Genomic DNA, 20,106 nt, shown 5'->3' with positions numbered 1-20,106 from the left:
AGCTCCTTATATCGGCAGTGACTGCACGCGGCGGCCACCCCAAATTAAATTTACTAATAAACGGGTGCCGACTACCGCCGTAAAAATCGACGTTAAAATACCTATCGCCAGCGTTACTGCAAAGCCTTTTACCGGCCCGGTACCAATACCAAACAACACCAGTGCTACCAGTAAGGTGGTAATGTTAGAGTCGGCAATGGTGGCAAAAGCCCGGTCATAGCCATGGTGAATAGCTTGCTGCACTGAGCGCCCCTCCAATAGCTCTTCGCGGATACGCTCAAATATAAGTACGTTGGCATCTACCGCCATACCCACCGTAAGCACAATACCCGCCATACCCGGCAAGGTTAACGTAGCACCGGGGATCAGCGACATCATGCCCACCAGCAGCACCAGGTTGGCCACCAGTGCGATATTGGCTACCATGCCAAACGCTTTGTAGTACACCGCCATAAACAACAGCACAGCAGCCATACCCCACTGAATTGCCGTTATGCCCAGCTCAATGTTTTCTTTACCTAAACTTGGGCCTATGGTGCGCTCTTCAATAATTTGAACCGGCGCAATTAAGGCACCAGCCCGCAGCAAGGTGGCCAGGTTTTGCGCCTCGGCTGGCGAATTAATACCGGTAATCACAAAATCACGGCCTAAACGGGCCTGAATAGTGGCGTCGTTAATGACTTCCTGTTGTTTAATCAGTATCGGGTTGCCGTCAGCGCCTATTTCAGTGCCAGGCTTATACTCAATAAACACTGATGCCATACGCCGGCCTATTGCGTCTTTGGTCCCCGCCGACAGCAAGGTTCCGCCTTTGGCATCCAGCTTGATATTGACCTGCGGCTGGCTGTATTCGTCATAGCCAGAGCTGGCACCGGTAATATGATCGCCGGTAAGCATAATGCGTTTTTCCAGCAGTACCGGGCGGCCATCGCGGCTGTAATACAGCTCTGAATTAGGCGGCACCCGGCCTTCCAGCGCCGAGCCTAAATCGCCTTCAGTGTCTACCAGACGAAACTCCAGTGATGCCGTAGCACCCAGAATTTCTTTTGCCTGAGCCGTGTCTTGCACCCCGGGTAACTGCACCACGATGCGATCAGCCCCCTGGCGCTGCACTAACGGCTCAGCCACACCAATTTCATTTACCCGGTTACGGATAATGGTGATGTTTTGTTCCAGCGCGTATTCACGGATTTCTTTTAAGCGGATTTCGCTAATGCCTACCAGCAAGGTCAGATTATCGCTGCTGGTAGTAAACACCAGTTCACGATCGCGCTTTTTTAATGCCGCTTCAGCGGCTACAACATCTTCGGTGCTACGAAAACTTACCTGCACCTGGCCACGGCCGATATCGGCCTGCACATTGCGATAGCGAATTTTATCTTCGCGTAAATCAGCCCGGAAGGTTTGCACCATGTCGTTCAGGTTTTTATCCAGTGCGGCTTTCATATCCACCGCCAGCAAAAAGTGTACGCCACCACGTAAGTCCAGGCCTAAGTTCATCGGTGTGGCACCAATGGCGGTTAACCAGCCGGGTGTGGCCGGTGCCAGGTTAAGTGCCGTAACAAAGTTTGCTCCCAGTTGCTGGTTGGCAATTTCACGCGCCTGTAGCTGATCTTCAGTGCTGTTAAAACGGGCCAGAATTTGGCCCTCTTCCAGCACTACCGATTTAGCCGCAATATTGGCTGAGCGGAAGCTTTGCTCCAGCTGTGAGCGGGTTTGCTCTGCTACAGTACCGCCACGGGTAGCGCTGATATTCAGTGCCGGATCTTCCGGGTATAAGTTGGGTAACGCATACACCAGTGCCAGCAATAACATGCCAATCACCAGCACATAGCGCCAGACAGGGTTTTTATTTAACATCGGTTTATCCTTAGGTTTTTCGCTACAGCCACAGCGCTAATTCATGGTGTTCGTCAGTTCATGATGTTAGTCAGCGGCTGCCAGGCACTCTGCACCAACCCGTTAAGGTGCTTAATACATAAAAAAGCAGAGTGCGGTATTTAACCGGCTTTAGCACAAAAAATACAAAACTAACCTGTAAAGGTATGAGTTGCGGTGTGTTTAGTGTGCCGGGTTAAGCATTAACTTAAGGAAAACTGTGGCGGGGCTCTGGCCTGTTGCGGGGTAACAATTACGGCATAGTGCGCCGTGGATATCACCACAGCAGCGACACAGGTTAAACTAAAAACTGCGCTACGTTTGGCCGGTAATAGCGCATATTGCGGCTGGTCGTCTTTATCCTGCGGGGTGTTTAACGTGTGCTGATGCAGTGAAGGGTTTACTGCATGAAACTGAGAGTCTGCCAGCGGCGATAAGCGTGCATCGTGCACGGCAAAGGCTTGCGGCGTACACAATAAGCTTAAATAAAACAGTATGGCAAAACTACTTAGCCAGCGCATAACACCTCATTTTACCCCGGTACGCAGCCGTTTTTTAGCACTGCGTGCGCGCATAATGGGCCCTAATTCTTTACAGCACAAGCGTTGGCAGCAAAAATTTGCTAACGCACGCTTTAAATTACCTTAGAATAACGCTGCTGGCCCTGGGTTAAATAAGCATCAAAGCAGGCGCAAATGCTGCGCACCCATAAACGCCCTGCTGCAGTTACGTGAATCCGCTCGGCATAGACTTCAACCAGGCCATCTTCCATAAATGGCTGCAGGTGTTCAAGCGCCCGGGCAAAGTATTGCCAGAAACCATGCAAGCGCCACTGGCGGCTAAATGTTTCCAAGTCCAGTTCAAAGTGGCAAATTAACTGGCTGATCAAAGCTGCCCGTAGTTTATCATCAGCGCTTAAGCTAAAACCGCGTTCAACCGGCAACTGGCTGGCAGCAATAGCCGCATAATAACCGCTTAACTCTTTGCTGTTTTGCCACAGCACACCATTTACCTGGCTGATACTGGACACGCCAAGGCCAATCAGGGCATTTTGCCCAGCCGTAGTATAGCCCTGAAAATTGCGCTGCAGCTTACCGGCAAGTTGCGCTTTGGCTAGTGCATCATCCGGCCGGGCAAAATGGTCCATGCCAATAAACTGATAACCGGCCGCCACAAAGGCGTTAATGGCCATACTTTGCAACTGCAGTTTAAGCGCTGCATTTGGCAGGCTGGCATTGTCCAGCTTACGCTGGGCGGCAAAACGCTCGGGCAAATGGGCGTAGCTAAATAATGAAATGCGGTCTGGTTGCAGCCGGATAATCTGCTCCAGCGTGCTGGCAAAACTGTCTGGCTGCTGAAACGGCAAGCCATATACCAGATCAAGATTAACAGAGCTAAACCCCAACTGGCGGCTAAGCTGCACCTGATGGCAGATAAGTGCGGTGTCCTGCACCCGGTTAATGGCAATTTGTACTTTTTCATCTAAATCCTGCACACCAAAACTCACCCGGTTAAAGCCAAGTGCGCGCAAATGTGCCAGCTTACTGTCACTGCAACTGCGCGGGTCAATTTCAATGCTGATTTCTGCATCTGGTTTTATTGTAAAGTGGCGATGTAACAGCGCGATTAAGCGGCTAAGTTGTACTTCAGTTAAAAAAGTTGGCGTACCACCGCCCAGGTGCAGCTGAATAATCTGTTTTTGCGCCAGCAGCGGCTGGTACAACGCCATCTCCTCTGCCAACGCATCAAGATAGCTATCAGCTTTATGCTGATGCCGGGTTACCACTTTATTACAGCCGCAGTAGTAGCACAGCTTATGGCAAAACGGGATATGGATATAAAGGCTAAGCTCGTTGGGGCTTTGGCTGATGGCGGTTTGGATCTGTGTTTGATCAAAATCGTTTTTTAGCGCCAGTGCGGTTGGGTAAGAGGTATAACGCGGGCCGTTAATATTATACTTGCTGATTAACTTTGGGTCCCAGTTGCTGACGGACATCTTAACCTCTTTAACACTGCTGGCGATTGACTGATAACCATGATAAGCCCTGGCGTGTCAGCTGATATTGATCTGCCTCAGGCTTGGTTTAACTATAACCAAGCAAGCGCAATAATATTTGTCAGCTCCTCTGGTAACGGCGGGTAAAAGGATTTACTGTATTTGCTTGTTAAGGCCGCGTTCAGCTTTACCATTTAACGGCAGTCAACAACCGTTACAGCAGCCTTATAAACACCGGAGCAGATATGGGATCCATGCTACTTAGCCGATACTGGACGCTTGCCGTCGCTACGCTATTTGGCTGCGTGTTACCGCAAAATGCTCTGGCACAAGAACCCGTGCTCCCCTACCAGAACTGGGCTGAGGTAGTGCGCAGCAAGCCTTATGCAGAAAGCAAGGGCGTCTATGACAATGTGATGAATGTACGGCGCTGGATCCTTACCCGCTCAGGTCATTGTACCGAACGCAATCGCCATCTGTTGTTTGATATGCGCGGAAACTTTCTGCAGTTTATTGACGACGCCACGGACTCTTTGCAAACCCAGTTAATTCTGAATCAAACCCGTCAGGGCATGGCACAACAAGGCCAGGTTCATGCCTGGGTAGAAGGCAATAGCCAGACCCTTGGCTACCCTTTTGCCATTCGCTGTCACCAGCCCTATGTAGATTTACCTCTGGCCATATCGCGCTATCTGGGGGAGCGCCCGGACGGCCGCTTATCTGGAAACTGGGATGGCATTAAGGTGGGCACGCCTAACAATCAAGCCTCATTGCATGACACCCTGCGCTTGGTGCACGCCCGCCGGGTGCAGCAGAAGCGCATCAGTCTGCCCGACGACTTACTTTCAGATCTGGCCGGCATGTTAATTATCGAAAGTGGTGGCGTGCGCGAAGCTCACTCGAAAGCCAATGCCAGAGGGATCCTACAGCTAACACCGCAGGCACTTAAAGATTGCAAAGTACCTAAGAATAAACAGCTGCACCGTATTGCTCAGGTAGATTGCGCGCTATGGCTGTTTGAACGTAATCACCGGATGCTACAGCCGGTGTTTCTGACACGCTTTGGCCATTTGCCACAGGAAAAACAGGATCATATTTACCGGTTGTTGCTGATCCAGGCTTATCATGGCGGCCCTGGCCGCGTGAGATCGCTGCTGACAGACGACGAATTCAACAAACCGGCTGCTTATTTTGCCGAGCACCACCAGGATTTTAGTGCAGGCGATATTGCCTTTGGCATGGTATTTCATAACCTGGGTCGCAATCGTCTGGGCTTCGCCTCACTGTATTACACTGCCGATATCCGCATTGCGCTGCAGCAGTTGGAGTCCAAGCAGAGTGCCCGCCTCGCTCTGGGGCGCCCAGCCAAAACGCTGGTGCCGCCCGGAACAAACCAGCTCAGTAGCAAGCTGTAACAACTTACGCCGGCGACGGCCAATTACAGACTGTTGCAAGCGGCAAAGCTGGCTTAATGCCAGACTTACTTTGAACTTCCCCTAAAACACTTGACACTTAAACCTTATGCGTAATAATTACGACATTAATAGCTATTGTATGTAATTTTATGCATAAACAACCACTGCATAACGATAAAATGAGTTTTGCGCAATCACTTGGTAAGCTGGTTAAGCACCAGCGGGCACAAGTTATGGATCAAGCCGAACTGGCACTGCGCACGGGCCTGAGCCGCAGCACTATATCGACAATTGAAAACGGTAAATCAGTAACCACAGAGGCGCTGTTTACTGTGCTGGCACAACTGAATTTACTGCATTATTTTAGCGCCGTGCTAGACACTCAGTTAGCATTGGCAGACAACCAACAACAGCGTAAAGCACGTAAGCCTAAAGCGGAGTTATCAAATGACTTCTGAGCAAGCGTATGTGTTTCGCGCCAGCACAGTTTAGGCATCGGTGTTTTAGGACGCGAAGGCAGCATCGACAACTTACTATCGCACGACTTTCTCGTAAGGCAGCATTTGAGGATTGTCTTTGGCAATCTTTTTGTACTCATCTTCAAGCCACGCCTGACAATTCTCCAGGCACACCAGATGCTCCTCATAGTCAGACACATCGCGGATCGTTTCACTATGCAGAAACTTTTCGTTGTACTTAATAGCGTCATTGAGCGCTGACGTTAACAGCATCAGATACTGTTCAGATATTTCCAGTTTCATATCGCTTCCCTTACCACGTTAGCGGCCAGATCATTAAGCAAGCTTCTAAAAAATGATAGCGGCATATCGTATGCCGGCGCTATCGTATAGTGTGTAGCCGAGATACGGGAGTTAAACTTGTCTTTCACTATTGCAAGACCTGATGGCAACGTTGTGCCTTCGGGTATTTTGTAATATTCCCAAGAGTTTCCTTTAAATGTATTCGGTTTGTCAAAAGTACTTATTCCTCTTGGCGATGGCCGGCATGAAACCCACTTCACCCCGTTTTTTTCTGAAATCGTTATGTCTGCGGGCCTTAATTGGCCGTTGGATAACACCTTGTCTTCTTCAACCAGACCAAATAAAGAACCCTTATCTGTCGTTCTTTTTGCCCGCCATAAATTTACGGGAGATTGTTCAAAGTAGCGATCAATATCTCCTGCAGAGATCAAAATATCTTTAAGTATTTCAGTCATCGAAAGTCTTCCCTTACTAGGCAATTAGTAGATTTAGCCAACGATTCGGCACAGATCAAAATTAATCTAAAAGAGCATAAAAATAAACATCTACATCACAATAAACATCACATCTCCGCGAATAAGCACGGTATAACTGAATTCATTGCACTATTTCGGTAACGTGGCAGACACCCAATTAGCATTGGCAAGCAACCGACAACAGCACAAAGCACGCATACCTAAAGCGGAGGTATCGAATGATTTATGAGTATGCTTATTATCAATACCGTGCAAAAGCTGGTAGCGCAGTAGCCGCATTATTTTAAACAACACGGCGTTGGTGATGGCGATCTGGAGAGGCTAAAAGGTATTTTCCCAGCGCTATCGTTGCTACGAACTGGAGTGAAAGCCTGCTCGAAAAACGGTCGTTATTTGTTCTGCCCGTGATAAGACTTAGATCAGCTTTAGTGCTACATTGAGAATGTTCCACCTAGCAGCTTGAGTTAGTTCTTAAGTTCAGAAAGTTTCATTAAATCTTCCTTTATGGCGTCGAGTTGCCCGCTCGGTATTTCTTCCCCGAGTGCAGCGCCGACAAACTCAACAGCATTAAGAAGAACAGTACATAAAGTGTTAACAAATTCATCCAAGTCTTCTAGCTCTGGCTCGTTTTTTATGAATTCGACTTCATGATCATCCCCGATTAGAAAATGACCGCTTTCGAGAGATTTCGCATCTGAGTGAATCGAAGCACTCCCCATTCTGTAAAGTAAGTCGTACCAGTCTAGAAGACCAGCCTTCTCGGCTGATAAAGACGCAGGTACGGAAAACTTTTCAATGGCTGTCTTGTCATCATTTTTCTCGAATAACTGCGGACGGTGATTTTTAAGACCCAAGATCAGCTCTTCCTTCTTCGCCTGACACTCTACCTCCATAGACTTAATTCGGGCGTTATCTCTTGGTTTTTGACGTTTCAAATATTCAAGGATGCTACGCCCTTGCTTTAGCTGGTCCTTGCGTTCGGCTAGCTCGTACTCGATCATAAACTTCGGATCATTCTTCAACGCTCCAAGTTTAAACAAAGGTTCGAGAGCACACCGTAGTTGGGTCTCTGCTTGGACTCTAAGTCCATTCAAACTAAGCATGTAAGATGCCTGAGTGAAGTTAAGGACCCGAGCGTAAAGAATGGCGCACCAAGCTCCAGTAATATCATTCTCAGGTTTTGGGATATTCATTTCATACTGAAATGACCAAGCAACCTGATTCAGACGGCGGAACAAGCTAAGGTATGGCCCATAAGTCGCGGAGATGTGTTGAGAGAGCTGTAGAGACTCGACTCCTAAAAATCCGTGTCGTTCGAAGTCCGTAAAATCTGTCATAAGGTTCTCTTCTAAGAATCTGTCTTGATGTGTCACCACCACATTACCAGATCTCTGGCAGCAACTGTGGGTTCCACACTACTTCCCATAAATACCCGCCCGAATATTGAAAGTACCAGGCATCCCCCCTTGCCCCTCCAACTACATGCTTGTCGAGTGCGTGCCTTTGTTACGCGATTTATCCGCCAGGTGCTTGATCGCTGCTTCATCAAGACGGGCATGCCTTACTGACTCAGAAATACATGCGCCGACGTTTTCGTAAAAGCGCTTGCCCTGCTCATTGTCTTGCGCCACGATCCAATCTATGCGACTGCAGCCAGCTTCTTCAGCGACGTTACACAATGCCGACAACAGTGCTTCGCCAATACCTTTACTTCGATACTGCGGGTAGATAAATAAGTCATCAAGCCAGATCCCAGGCTTAGCAATAAAGGTAGAGTAGATACTGTAGTAGGTTGCAATTCCAATGATTTCGTCTGCCTCAACCACAACCAATGCGTGTGCTTTTGGAGCCTGTGAAAAAAAAGCTTCTTTAATATCGCTTTCTCTCGTACGCAACGTGTCGGCACAGCCGTCAAATTCTGCTTTTGCCCGTATAATGTTAAGTATCTGATTAGTATCAGCACTAACCGCTTGTCTTATACTAAAAATGATAAATTCTCCTTAAGTGTCACAATTGCGCCCACGTTATACCGCCTCTGGCAGCAACTGCGGGTTCCACACTACTTCCCATAAATGGCCATCCGGGTCTTGAAAGTAGCCGGCGTAGCCGCCCCAAAAGGTATCTTTTGCCGGTTTTACTATTGTTGCACCGGCGGCTTTGGCCTCTGCCATTACCTCATCTACTTCTGTTTTTGACATCACATTGTGGCCAATTGACACGCCTGAGCCGCGGCCACTAAACGGCAGCCCGGTATCCTGTGCCAGGCTGGTTGTTGGCCACAATGCCAGTTTAAGGCCCGTGGCTAAATCAAAAAACGCCACTGCACCATGTTCAAACTCATTGCCGACTATGCCGTCGGTAGGCAGGCCGAGGCCGTCGCGATAAAACTGCACGGCACGGTCTAAGTTAGCTACGCCAAGGGTTATCACAGAAATACGGGCTTTCATTTAAATTAACCTCTGCAATACGCCTTTGCGTTTAACGATATTTTTATAATCCCACTGAATATCTCTGGCTTTAGCCAACCAGCGCTGCAAGGCGGCAGTGTCAATCTCCACAACAGCGTTATAAAAAATCGAGGCATCTTTGAATTTTTTGCCGGTAATGTTTAAGCCTGCTTCGCCAAAGTCGGCCCCGCTCCAGAACATCAGCCGTATGCCGGCTTTTTGTTTGCTGTAGCCAACAATAGGGTTGCCGTTTAAAAACCATACCGGATGCGAATGCCATATCTTGCTGTCCGCATCAGGTAAGGTGTTATCTATTTGCTCTGCCAGCAGCTCGCATACTGCTTTCAGTTCTGGCTGTTGAGCCCCGTTGTAGTGACTAATCTCTGACTGTATCGTCATATTTGCCAACGCCTTTTAAGTTACATAAGCGACAAAATCGGTTACACCAACGTCATGGCCAAGCTGTTGCAATAGCGTGGTTAGCTGGCCGCGATGATGGGTTTGGTGGTTAAACATATGCGCTATTGCCACCCAAGCCGGATGTTCGCGCAACTGGCCCTGCGAATTACTGTATTTCATTGTGCTGGCAAGCTGTGTATCGGTTAACTCATCAGCAAAGTGGGTTATCACCTTGTCGGTGGCCAGCCTCTGCGTGCTAAGCTCGCTGAAATCTGCATATAACTCATCGCGCAGTGATGCAAACTGCTGCACCAGCTGCGCCGTTTGCAAAGACGCCATGGCAGGAAAGGCTTTGGCAAAGCGACCAAGCCAGATGCGATCGGCCAGCAGAATATGATTAAGTGTGCCGTGAATGGAACCAAAAAACGCGCCGAGATCTTTTTTACGCTCGTTGTCACTTAAACCTGCCACCAGAGTGAACAACCGGGCATTAAACTCACGGTTATATTTGGCAAAGCCCTGCATTTGGGCCTGATGGGATCCCATTATTTAGCCTCCTTTACCTGTCCTTCCAGCTGTATTACTTGTCTGAACCACAGACACTACAAAGCGGATCTTTGTTTAAACTAAACTGCCGCCACTGGCCGCTTAAGGCATCAAACAGCTGTAACTTTCCGTATAGCGGCGAGCCTACGCCTGCGATTATTTTTACAGCTTCCAGCGCTTGCATAGCACCGATTACGCCTACTACCGGGCTTAAAATGCCAGCTTCCATACAGCTTAGTTGCTGCTCGCCGAACAGCTGGCTTAAACAGTGATAACAGGCGCCGTCGCCTTGCATAGTAAAGCTGGCAACCTGACCTTCAAAACGGATGGCAGCACCCGATACCAGCGGCACTTTGGCATTAACACAAGCGGCGTTAATGGCGTTGCGGGTGGCTAAATTATCAGTGCAATCGAGCACCAGCGAATATTGCGGCACTAATTGCGCTAAGTCTGCTGTGCTTAAACGCTGCTGCAATGCAGTAATAGTGGTATCGGAGTTTAACTGGCGCAAGCTTGCCGCGGCTTGCTGCACTTTACTGTGGCCTATATCAGCCTCGCGGTACAGTATTTGCCGCTGCAGGTTGCTGCTATCGATGGTGTCATGGTCTACCAGCGTAATATTGCCAATACCACTGGTCACCAGATAAGGTGCTGCGGCGCAGCCAAGCCCCCCCATACCCACCACCAGCACTGAAGCAGCAAGTAGCGCCTCCTGGCCGTCAATATCCAGTTGCGGCAACATTAAATGCCGGCTGTAACGCATTGCCTGTGCGGTAGTCAGCTCTTTAGCCAAGGCTTACTCCTGGTGTTAATTTAGTAACTGCAGCTCGGCCAGCTGCTTATATAACGGGCTTGATAACAGCAATTGCTGATGGGTACCGCTGGCAATCAGCCTGCCGTGTTCCAGCAACAAAATGCGATCGGCGTTAAGTACTGTGGCCAGCCGGTGGGCAATAATCAGTGTGGTTTTACCCTGCATTAAATTATCCAGCGCCTGTTGCACGTGTTGCTCGCTTACCGCATCCAATGAACTGGTGGCTTCATCCAGCAACAACACAGGTCTGTCCGCCAAAATAGCCCGGGCAATAGCAATACGCTGTTTTTGGCCACCGGATAACCGCACGCCGCGTTCCCCTAATTGTGTGGCATAGCCATCACTAAAATCAGCAATAAAGCCATCTGCCCTTGCGGCAATGCAAGCGTTTATTACTTCTTGCTCAGTGGCATCGGGCCTGCCGTAACGCACGTTTTCCAGCACTGAACTGGCAAAAATAACCGACTCTTGCGGTACCAGAGCAAACTGGGCGCGCAGCTGGGTTAAATCCAATTGGCTGATATCAGTGCCGTCCAGCAGTATCTGCCCGGTTGTGGGCTGGTAAAACCGCTGTAATAGCTGAAACAAAGTCGTTTTACCGGCCCCACTTGGCCCTACCAGCGCAATACGTTCACCGGGTTTAATGTCGATATTAAGCTGTTGCAGCACCGTTTTATCGGCCACCTGGGGATAAGCAAAGCTCAGCTGGTGCAGGCTAAGCGCACCCGCTACCGGTGCACGAAGTGCTTGTGGAGCTGCCGGTGAGGCTATTTCAACCGGTGCCGTTGCCAGTTCAATTAAGCGCTCTGTGGCGCCCGCTGCGCGCTGAATATCGCCGGTTACTTCACTGATTGTTGCTGCGCTGCCTGCCACCATCACGGCATAAAACATAAAAGCGGTCAGTTCACCAGCACTGACAACCCCGGCCATTACATCGCGCGCGCCTACCCAGCTGATCAGTACCATAGCGGTAATACTCAGCAGCATTACGGCAGCGATCAGTAAAGCACGGTAGAAGATACGCTGTTTGGCTGACTGCATTACCTGTTCAATTCTGTCAGCGAACAATTGTTTATCACGCGGCTCATGGCCATAAGACTGCACGGTATGAATTTCATGCAGGCTTTCATCGACATAGGCGCCCACATCAGCTAAGCGGTCCTGGCTGACGCGGGATAACTTACGCACTTTGCGGCCCAGCACAATAATCGGCAATAATACCAACGGTACTGCCAGCAATACTAATCCGGTCATTTTGAAGCTGGTTAGTGCCATCATCAGCAAACCGCCAATGGCCGTTACTGCAGCTCGCAGCGCCATCGACAGGCTTGAGCCCACCACACTTTGCAATAATGTGGTATCGGCCGTAAAACGTGAAATAACCTCACCGGTGCGCATTTCACCATAGAATGATGGCGACAACTTCAGCATATGCTGGTACACGCGGTTGCGGATATCAGCACTTACCCGCTCACCCAACCAGGTCATCAAATAAAAACGGCAGAATACCGCTGCCGAAGACAACATGCACAGCAGCAAAATACCCAGCGTGATCTGATTTAGCCGGACATGGTTGTTAGCCACAAAACCATCGTCTACCAACAGCCGCACGCCCTGGCCCAGCGCCAACCAGCTAAGTGAGCCAATCAGTAAAAACAATATGGCCAGCAATACCCTATTACGATAAGGCTTTAAAAAGCCGCCAACCCAAGGCAATACAGCTATAGTGGGTGGCACTGCTACTTTGGCTGAAACAGCTACATTTGGCGACACAGCAAGGTGTGAGGTTTTATCAGTCATGGTGTATTCTTAATAATTAAAGTTGTGGCTGGCGCGGCAATTTAACGGTAAAACAACTGCCAACCCCAGGCGTACTGCTAACATCGAGCATGCCCTGATGTTTCTCGACGATGCTGCGGGACAACGGTAACCCCAGGCCAGTGCCCTGGCCTTTGGGTTTAGTAGTATAAAACGGCTCAAAAATACGGCCTAGCTGTACCGGGTCCATGCCTTTACCATTGTCGCTGACGCTAAACCAAACCCAGTTGTCATCAAAACCGGTACTGATACGGATAATACCATGTTGTTCAATAGCATGAGCAGCATTGATCAGCAGGTTAAGCAACACCTGATTTAGCTGCGACGGAATACAATACACCGGGGGCAATACAGCAAAGTCTTTTACCACCTCGGCTTTGTACTTCAGTTCATTCGCCACCAAATTAAGGGTAGATTGAATGCCCTGATGCAAATCAGCTTCAACAAACTCTGCTTCTTCAATATGGGAAAAGTCTTTTAAGTCGTGAATAATATCCACCACCCGGCTCAGGCCCTGCTCAGACTCCTGCACCAGCTTGGGTAAATCGGCACAGACATAGTCAAAATCAAACTGCGCCAGCAATGCCTGGCGCTGCGTTTCATCAACCTGCATGCTTAGCAGCTTAACCAGACTAATTAAGCTATCGGAATACTCTGCCAGCATTTTCATATTTGACGACACATAGCCAATAGGGTTATTAATTTCGTGCGCCACCCCGGCGGCCAGCTGGCCTAACGACGCCAGTTTTTCTGACTGCAGCAGTTGCTGTTTTAATATCTGCAATTGCGCTTCCAAGCGTGCTATTTGTGCCTCTTTGCCACTATCGTGCTGGCTCATTGTTGCCCCGTTTTGCTGTTGATCTGCTGCTGGTACTGTATAAACGCCTGCTTGATTTCGCTACGCAATTCGTCGTCCTGCCAGGGTTTGGTCATAAATTTATAGATAGCGCCTTTGTTTATTGCCTCAGTGACAGAGCGTAAGTCGGTGTAGCCAGACAACACGATACGAATGGTGTCGGGGTACATATCTTTAACCTGGCTAAAAAACTCCGTACCGCTAATGTCCGGCATACGCTGATCTGACAAAATCACCTGCACCTGATTTAGTGCCAGAATATCAAATGCTTGCTTGGCGCTGGTGCACGTAAGCACACGGTAGGCTTCGCGGCGCAGTATCCGTGTCAGGGCGCTGAGAATATTTTCTTCATCATCTACAATCAGAATAGTTTGCTGCTGGCTAACCGATTCTGGCCTGATCCTTCGGTTTTTCGGGTATTGCTGTATAAACAGTTCCAACTCGGCAGCAGGCATCGGTTTGGCAAAATAATAACCCTGAAATTCATCGCACAAGTTTTTGCGCAACAAACTGGCCTGGGCTTCATGTTCTACCCCTTCGGCGATGACTTTAATATCCAAGTGGTGCGCCATGGCTATAATGGCTTTACTGATCGCCGCATCACGCTTGTCGGTAACAATATCGCGGATAAAAGTGCGATCTATTTTCAGTTTATCCATCGGCAAGCGTTTCAGATAATTCAGGCTGGAAAAGCCGGTACCAAAATCATCGATTGAAATTTTCACGCCAATTTGGCGCAACTGCTGCAGTTTCAGGATCACCTGTTCGGTGTTGTCGAACAACACCGATTCTGTCAGTTCAATTTCAAACCAGCGCGGCGCCAAACCATTTGTTTGTAAGGTTTGTTGGAAATGCTCTACAAAATTGCTGCGCTGAAACTGTATCGACGAGATATTCACCGCCATCACCACAGAGGCAATACCGCGTTCAATCAGTGATTTATTGTAACGGCTGGCGTGATCCAGCACCCAGTTACTCAGCGGTACTATTTCACCGGTTTCTTCTGCCAGCGGAATAAACTCTTCCGGGCTGATAAAACCCCGCTGCTTATCCGGCCAGCGCAACAGCGCTTCAAGCCCTACAATATCGCCGCTAAGCGCATCAATCTGCGGCTGATAATACAGCTCAAACTCTTCATTGCTAATGGCCTTTTTCAACTGGGTACGTAAATTCAGCTGCTTACTCAGTGCAGTATCAAGCTCACCGCTGTACCACTGATAATTATTCCGCCCTAGCTGTTTGGCGCGGTACATGGCCAAATCAGCCTGTTGTACCATTTGCATGGGTTCGGTCAGATCATTGGCCGAAATACTGATGCCAATACTGGCAGAGATATGCAGTTCCTGCCCGTTAACCTGCATCGGCTGCGCTACCGCTGCCAATATGCGATCTGTTACCGGCGCCACCTCATCTATTGAACTCAGATCGGTCAGCATCAGTACAAATTCATCCCCGCCAATTCTGGCCAGGGTATCGCCAGGGCGAATACAGGACGCAATACGCATACTGCTTTGTTTTAGCACCTCGTCGCCGTTTAAATGGCCCATGCTGTCGTTAATTAATTTAAAGCCATCCAAATCGATAAACAAAATGGCCACTTTTTGCTGATTGCGTTTACTGATTTGATAGCTTTGTGTCAGACGATCTTTTAACAGCGCTCTATTAGGCAGACCGGTCAGCAGATCATGAGCCGCATTGTAAGCCAGCTCCTGCTCATATCGCTTTTGCGCGCTAATATCGGCCTGAATGCCGATGTAATGGCTGATATCACCGCGCTCATCCGGCACCGGGGCCAGAAACAGCTTGTTCCAGAACGCGCTGTTGTCTTTGCGGAAGTTTCTCAACACCACTGAGTATTCCTGTCGTTTGGCAATGGCATCGCGTATTTGCTTCGTTGCCAACAGATCTCGCTCTTTTCCCTGTAAAAATCGGCAGTTACGGCCAACAACCTCAGTTGAGCTATAGCCGGTAAGTTTCTCAAAAGCATTATTAACATAAATGATTGGCATATCTGGCTGCAGAATATCGGCGATAATTACCCCGTTGGAGGTTGCATCTACCGCCCGTTTAAACAGCCGCAGCTGATTCTGCGCCAGGACCCGTTCGGAAATATTTTTTGATACACCAATAACACCAATAATCTTACCGTCCTGCCAACTGGGTACTATCGAAATATCCAGTTCCATCTGCTGGCCACTGCGGGTAACGATACTGGCCTCAAAGCGCTCACCATTGCCTGCAAGAACACTGGCAAAATAGCGGTGTACCAAAGGTAAATGCTCCGGCAACATCACCCGGTCGTAATGCATGGTTGTTACCTCAGCCCGGCTGTACTGCAGCAGCTTACAGCCCGCCTGGTTCATATCGACAAAGTAGCCTTCTGGGTTAATGATATACACCGGATCGGGGTTCAACTCGTAAAGTGAACGAAAACGTTGTTCACTTTGCTGTAACAGGCGGGTATGCACCGCACGCTCTATTGCCAGCGCGGCAAAACGGCTACAGCTAATCATCAACTCCAGCTCGTCTTTATGTGCCACTCTTGCTTCGCTGCAATACAACGCAAAAGTACCGGCGACCTCATCCTGCGCCGATACCATCGGCATTGACCAGCAAGCCAATATCCCTTGTGTCAGAGCGGCCTCAGCATAAACTCGGCAATTTTTATCGTCGGCCATCGATGGCACCATAACAAGGCTTTTTTGATAAGCAGCGGTGCCACAACAACCGGCATTATCTGCCACCGGCAAGGTATTAAGCGCTGCAGTAAAGCTGGCATGCAAAGAAGGGGCTGCTGCCAGTTGCAGCTGTTCGTCTTGTTTTAACATCACTGCTGCCCGCACCACACTGCTTTGCTGCTCTGCCATCAGGCAGATACGCTGTAAAATATGCGGCAGTGCCTGTTCGGTTGAGATCATCTTCAGTATGTCTTGCTGCGCCTGCTGGTATTGTTCAACCTTAACCAGTTCGCTGATGTCTCTGGCTATGGCGTACAGCGTTTTTGCCGCAGCAACATAACGGGATGACCACATTAAATGTACCGTAGAGCCGTCTTTACGCAAATGCCGGTTACGAAAGTTACTGTTTTGCCCGCCAGGTTGCATGCGCGCGGCTTCGGTTTCAGTGCGCGTTTTATCTTCCGGATGGACAAAATCTATATAACGCCGCTGCAGTAACTCCTGGCGTGGGTAACCAAACACGGTTTCGCAGGATTCACTCAACTCAATATAGCGGCCGCCATCGTCAACAATACAGATCACATCGGCGGAGTTTTCCATAATCTGTTGCTGCTGCAGTTGTAACTGTTGCTGTCTGTTCAGGCTGTGCCGCAGTTTATCGTTGCCAGCCAGTAAGCGCGTACGATGGCGCTGGCTTTGTTGATAATATTTCTGGCTTAACATCACCAGCAACGTAGTTAACCACCCTGCCAGCAACACCACCTCTGCCGTTAACAGCATGGTTTTGGCATCAGCATTGAGATTGGTGTATACCCGTAGTTGCCACGAAAACCCAGGCATTAGATCAATAGCAAACTGGCCAACTTTGGTAGCATCAGGCGCTGTAGCAACCGAATTGTAAACCGGGTTTTGCGCAGTTTGCTGTAATTGTACAAAGTAGCCCTCTGTCATTAACTCAGGTAATGCCTGCCGCAGCGCTTTGGCAAAGTCAACACTGGCAACCACCTGAGCCACACCAGCGCGGTTAACTGGCGCTAATGCAACAAGGATAAACGCATGATCTATGACGGTATCATAGTGCAGCCCCAAAGAAGGCTGCGACAACTCGGCAAAGTGCTGCGGCTGTAAATCAGGCTGTTGCTGCAAGTAACGGTTAAACCAGGCTAGCTCGGTGTTTTGCTGCGCATTGGCATATAGCAAGGAGCCGTCGAGTGCCTGCACAGCAAGATAATCAATATAGGGATAGTCACGCAGATAACTGCGAATTTCAGCACTGAAATAAGATTGGCTAAGTTCATGCTCGGCCGCGTTTATTCTTTCAGCTAAACGGTACATTAAGCCCCGCTGCTCCGCTATCATTTGATTGACATTAAGCTGCAATTTATCTGCGATTTGTATCGAAACCTGCTCTGCTTTTTGTTGTAACTGGTGGGCAAAATTAAACCACAGTAAAGCGGATGCCAGGGCAATAAAACACACCAATAACCATCCGCTGCTGCGCAATTGTTGTGCCGATGGCCGGGTTTTAACATATGGCGCAGTGAAACTGGCTGCAGCCAGCAACAGCAAACATAAAGCGGTATGGACCGAGGCTGCAGCACTTAAACTCAGCATTGCTCCAGAGCCAGGCAATATATCAAAGCTAAGTGGGGTACCGAAGAGAAAACCATGTTGAGCCAGTAACATGCTGAAACTTAAACCAGCTAAAAACAGATTAAATAGCAGCCGTAAGCCTTTGAAAACACGACACCAGCGCGATGTTTGCCGCAAAAACCAACCTGACCAGACAAAACAAAACACCAACAGCACTGTGCTTTGCAGTAGTGGCAACCGGGCTTCGTCACTTTGCCAGCTTAACGCTGCGGCACCCACATCAGTTTGATACCACAGTAAGCCAGCGCTGGCGACCAAAGAGGCAACCAACATTGCGGCTAATACCAAAGCCGGCTTTTTACTGATCACCGCCCACAGTAACATTACAGCGGCAACCAGTGCTAAGGCGGTGTCGGGTAGCATAACAAAACGGTATACTCTGGCATCGCTATGCAGCAGCGTACCGCACAATACCAGTAAGGCAGCAAACACGAGCACCAGGCTGCTGCTGTAAAATACACTAAGCCATATTACATTGCTGATGCGAAGCCGGCTGTCTGTCATGTAGTTGCTGTAAGCTCCCCGCTAAGGCGTTGTAAACAATCAAGTAGTGCAGCTTTGCTGCAGGGTTTTGGCAACGCTGCATCTAATGTCAGCTCGGGTGCCAGCTGTGTTATTGCTAAAGTAAGGTCACCGCTAATCAATACGCGCTTAATTGCAGGATGACTTTGTTGTAACTGTAGCAGTAACTCAGTGCCGGTTATACCCGGCATTTGTTGATCAGCCAGTACTATAGTTAGTGAGGTTAAATAAGCCTGCTGCCACAACTGGGCTGGCTGTTGTAAATAGAAGGCCTGATAAACAGAACCGCGCAACATACGCTGATAGGCACTAAGGATAAATGCGTCGTCATCAATAAACAGGATATTACACATCAGGGTAGCCGTGTTGCAGCAAGGTAAGGTTAAGCTGGGACAACAGTTCTGGCCAAACCTCGGCTAGCTTTAGCAGTTCGTTCTGCAGGGTTGTCAGGTCTTGCTGCCGGGCGGCTTGCTCAAGTGTCATACACAACTGCATTAGTTTTGCAGCCCCCACCAAACCACACATGCTTTTCAGGCTGTGACACAGGCGTGCCATATCTGCCAGCGCAGTATCTGTTGGGGCATGATCTTTTCGGGCACTATCTGTCCGGATATTATGCTGCCCAGCGTTCTGCAACTGTTGTACATAATGAGTCGCTTCCCGGCGAAAACCGGATAAGGCCAGTGTAATCGTTTCTGCACTGTCATCACCATACATGGCAATCAGCACGTTAAGATCCAGTACCGGCAATGTGGCTGCATCAGCCATGATCAGCTCCGTCGTCATCGTTTTTCTGAATAATCGGCCGGTTGCAGGTTTGCATCCACCAGTAAGATAGCCGTTTCAACAACACCAGCACCTGACTATGGTGCTTAATGTTAACGCTGTTTAGCTCTGCCGCTAAGGGTTTTAATTTTTCCAGCCGTTGATGAAACAATAACCAGAATTGATGGCGGCGTTCTTTATGCTGAATGTTCTTTGCAATATGAAACAGGTAATCACAGGCTTCGCAGGCTCTTTTGCGTTCACTCTCAATTGCCACCGGCTTGCAGTTGCCAACAAACACATTATGAAAACAGCTGATATTAAAAGCAAAGTTACGCAGGCGGCGGTCAATCTGGAAATAGCCGGTAGTGGCATGCTCAGGCCAGAACAGAAAATCCTTTTCATCTGCTTTCTTGCTTGAGGCATCTGTATCGACAGGTTCAGCTTCGGGTTTATGGCTTAACTCACGTACTATCGCCACACTGACTTTGCGGTTTTCATCCGGCACGGCAGTTTTAGCAGAAAAATCGCTGTTTAGCGCCAGATAATGCGCAGCACTTTTAATCTGTTTTTCTGTCTGTAAATGATGCTGTATTTTACGTATCAACTGATCGGCGGTAATCGGTTTGGCCAGAAAATCATTAACATCATAGCTGATACTTTGCTGTATTAACTCCAGATAAGCATTGCCTGAAAATATAATGATCGGAATATCATGCGAAGTGCTGGCAAAGCTACCCGATCTCACCCGATATATTAACTCCAGCCCGGTGGGGCCCTTCATTTCTATATCAGTAATTAACAAGTCAATGGCCTCATTTTCCAGCGTTTCGGCCGCAGTTTTACCATCCAGTGCTTTAAAGGCATAACAGCCCGGCACTTTCTTGGCTACGCCATAGAGGAAGTCGCACATAAGCACTACGTCGTCTACCACCAGTACATTAAAGTTTTTCAGTAACATAAGTTCCTGCGTACCCTCTGGCACAATTTATTTGGCTGATAAAAGTTAGACTAGAATCATTAACTTGTTTGGTTTCAGTATAGGCCTGTAACAGCCAAATTTCTGCTTAAGCAGTAACCTG

General features: G+C 48.8%; 19 protein-coding genes. 2 read left to right on the top strand and 17 right to left on the bottom strand.

Annotation, left to right across the window (positions count from 1 at the left end; genetic code table 11):
• Positions 1–6: 6 nt before the first annotated feature.
• From secD to hemN, 3 genes are all read right to left on the bottom strand, one after another.
• Complete coding sequence (secD, locus tag AR688_RS13875) at positions 7–1,860, bottom strand: protein translocase subunit SecD (RefSeq protein ID WP_068235047.1); 1,854 nt, start codon at positions 1,858–1,860, stop codon at positions 7–9.
• Positions 1,861–2,081: 221 nt separating this feature from the next.
• The gene (locus tag AR688_RS13870) at positions 2,082–2,399 is read right to left on the bottom strand and encodes a hypothetical protein (protein WP_068235044.1); all 318 of its coding nucleotides are present in this window, start codon (positions 2,397–2,399) and stop codon (positions 2,082–2,084) included.
• 113 nt (positions 2,400–2,512) lie between these two features.
• Positions 2,513–3,874, bottom strand: coding sequence for an oxygen-independent coproporphyrinogen III oxidase (gene hemN / locus AR688_RS13865; RefSeq protein WP_068235037.1), 1,362 nt, complete (start codon positions 3,872–3,874; stop codon positions 2,513–2,515).
• Between the two features lie 245 nt (positions 3,875–4,119).
• On the opposite strand from hemN, the gene AR688_RS13860 reads away from it, so the two are divergent.
• Together AR688_RS13860 and AR688_RS13855 are read left to right on the top strand one after the other, a co-directional pair.
• Complete coding sequence (locus AR688_RS13860) at positions 4,120–5,289, top strand: transglycosylase SLT domain-containing protein (RefSeq protein ID WP_082694783.1); 1,170 nt, start codon at positions 4,120–4,122, stop codon at positions 5,287–5,289.
• A 149-nt stretch (positions 5,290–5,438) separates the two neighbouring features.
• Entirely contained in the window at positions 5,439–5,747 is a 309-nt protein-coding gene (locus AR688_RS13855; RefSeq protein WP_156420305.1) for a helix-turn-helix domain-containing protein, read from the top strand.
• 75 nt (positions 5,748–5,822) lie between these two features.
• Here the strand turns inward: AR688_RS13855 and AR688_RS13850 are convergent, their stop codons facing one another.
• The 14 genes from AR688_RS13850 to AR688_RS13785 all read right to left on the bottom strand — a co-directional run bounded on the left by AR688_RS13850 (position 5,823) and on the right by AR688_RS13785 (position 19,985).
• Positions 5,823–6,050 carry a hypothetical protein gene (locus AR688_RS13850; protein ID WP_068235026.1) on the bottom strand — a complete coding sequence of 76 codons (228 nt, stop codon included), beginning with the start codon at positions 6,048–6,050 and terminating at the stop codon, positions 5,823–5,825.
• A complete protein-coding gene (locus tag AR688_RS13845; RefSeq protein WP_068235015.1) occupies positions 6,047–6,505 on the bottom strand; it encodes a hypothetical protein in 459 nt (152 codons plus the stop codon). Before AR688_RS13845 ends, AR688_RS13850 begins: the two co-directional genes overlap by 4 nt.
• A 485-nt stretch (positions 6,506–6,990) precedes the next feature.
• Positions 6,991–7,863 carry a DUF5677 domain-containing protein gene (locus AR688_RS13840; protein ID WP_156420304.1) on the bottom strand — a complete coding sequence of 291 codons (873 nt, stop codon included), beginning with the start codon at positions 7,861–7,863 and terminating at the stop codon, positions 6,991–6,993.
• A gap of 141 nt (positions 7,864–8,004) precedes the next feature.
• Positions 8,005–8,505, bottom strand: coding sequence for a GNAT family N-acetyltransferase (locus AR688_RS13835; protein ID WP_331458833.1), 501 nt, complete (start codon positions 8,503–8,505; stop codon positions 8,005–8,007).
• Positions 8,506–8,550: 45 nt separating this feature from the next.
• Entirely contained in the window at positions 8,551–8,973 is a 423-nt protein-coding gene (locus tag AR688_RS13830) for a VOC family protein (protein WP_068234994.1), read from the bottom strand.
• Positions 8,974–9,372: a DUF1801 domain-containing protein gene (locus AR688_RS13825; RefSeq protein WP_068234992.1), complete on the bottom strand. Its 399-nt coding sequence runs from the start codon at positions 9,370–9,372 to the stop codon at positions 8,974–8,976.
• 15 nt (positions 9,373–9,387) lie between these two features.
• Entirely contained in the window at positions 9,388–9,918 is a 531-nt protein-coding gene (locus tag AR688_RS13820; RefSeq protein WP_068234991.1) for a DinB family protein, read from the bottom strand.
• A gap of 34 nt (positions 9,919–9,952) precedes the next feature.
• Positions 9,953–10,711 (bottom strand): HesA/MoeB/ThiF family protein, encoded by a 759-nt coding sequence (locus tag AR688_RS13815; RefSeq protein WP_068234987.1) that lies wholly within the window; start codon positions 10,709–10,711, stop codon positions 9,953–9,955.
• 15 nt (positions 10,712–10,726) lie between these two features.
• Positions 10,727–12,532: an ABC transporter transmembrane domain-containing protein gene (locus tag AR688_RS13810; RefSeq protein ID WP_082694782.1), complete on the bottom strand. Its 1,806-nt coding sequence runs from the start codon at positions 12,530–12,532 to the stop codon at positions 10,727–10,729.
• 16 nt (positions 12,533–12,548) lie between these two features.
• Positions 12,549–13,388 carry a sensor histidine kinase gene (locus AR688_RS13805; protein WP_068234982.1) on the bottom strand — a complete coding sequence of 280 codons (840 nt, stop codon included), beginning with the start codon at positions 13,386–13,388 and terminating at the stop codon, positions 12,549–12,551.
• Positions 13,385–18,241 carry an EAL domain-containing protein gene (locus AR688_RS13800; RefSeq protein ID WP_068234981.1) on the bottom strand — a complete coding sequence of 1,619 codons (4,857 nt, stop codon included), beginning with the start codon at positions 18,239–18,241 and terminating at the stop codon, positions 13,385–13,387. The genes AR688_RS13805 and AR688_RS13800 overlap by 4 nt, the downstream gene beginning before the upstream one ends.
• The gene (locus AR688_RS13795; protein ID WP_068234979.1) at positions 18,238–18,612 is read right to left on the bottom strand and encodes a response regulator; all 375 of its coding nucleotides are present in this window, start codon (positions 18,610–18,612) and stop codon (positions 18,238–18,240) included. Before AR688_RS13795 ends, AR688_RS13800 begins: the two co-directional genes overlap by 4 nt.
• Positions 18,605–19,027, bottom strand: coding sequence for an Hpt domain-containing protein (locus AR688_RS13790; protein ID WP_068234977.1), 423 nt, complete (start codon positions 19,025–19,027; stop codon positions 18,605–18,607). Before AR688_RS13790 ends, AR688_RS13795 begins: the two co-directional genes overlap by 8 nt.
• Entirely contained in the window at positions 19,020–19,985 is a 966-nt protein-coding gene (locus AR688_RS13785; protein WP_068234976.1) for a response regulator, read from the bottom strand. The genes AR688_RS13790 and AR688_RS13785 overlap by 8 nt, the downstream gene beginning before the upstream one ends.
• Positions 19,986–20,106: the final 121 nt, after the last annotated feature.

The sequence above is a fragment of the Rheinheimera sp. EpRS3 genome (assembly GCF_001513785.1).
Lineage (GTDB): Bacteria > Pseudomonadota > Gammaproteobacteria > Enterobacterales > Alteromonadaceae > Alishewanella.
This window is presented reverse-complemented; position numbering and strand designations above follow the sequence as displayed.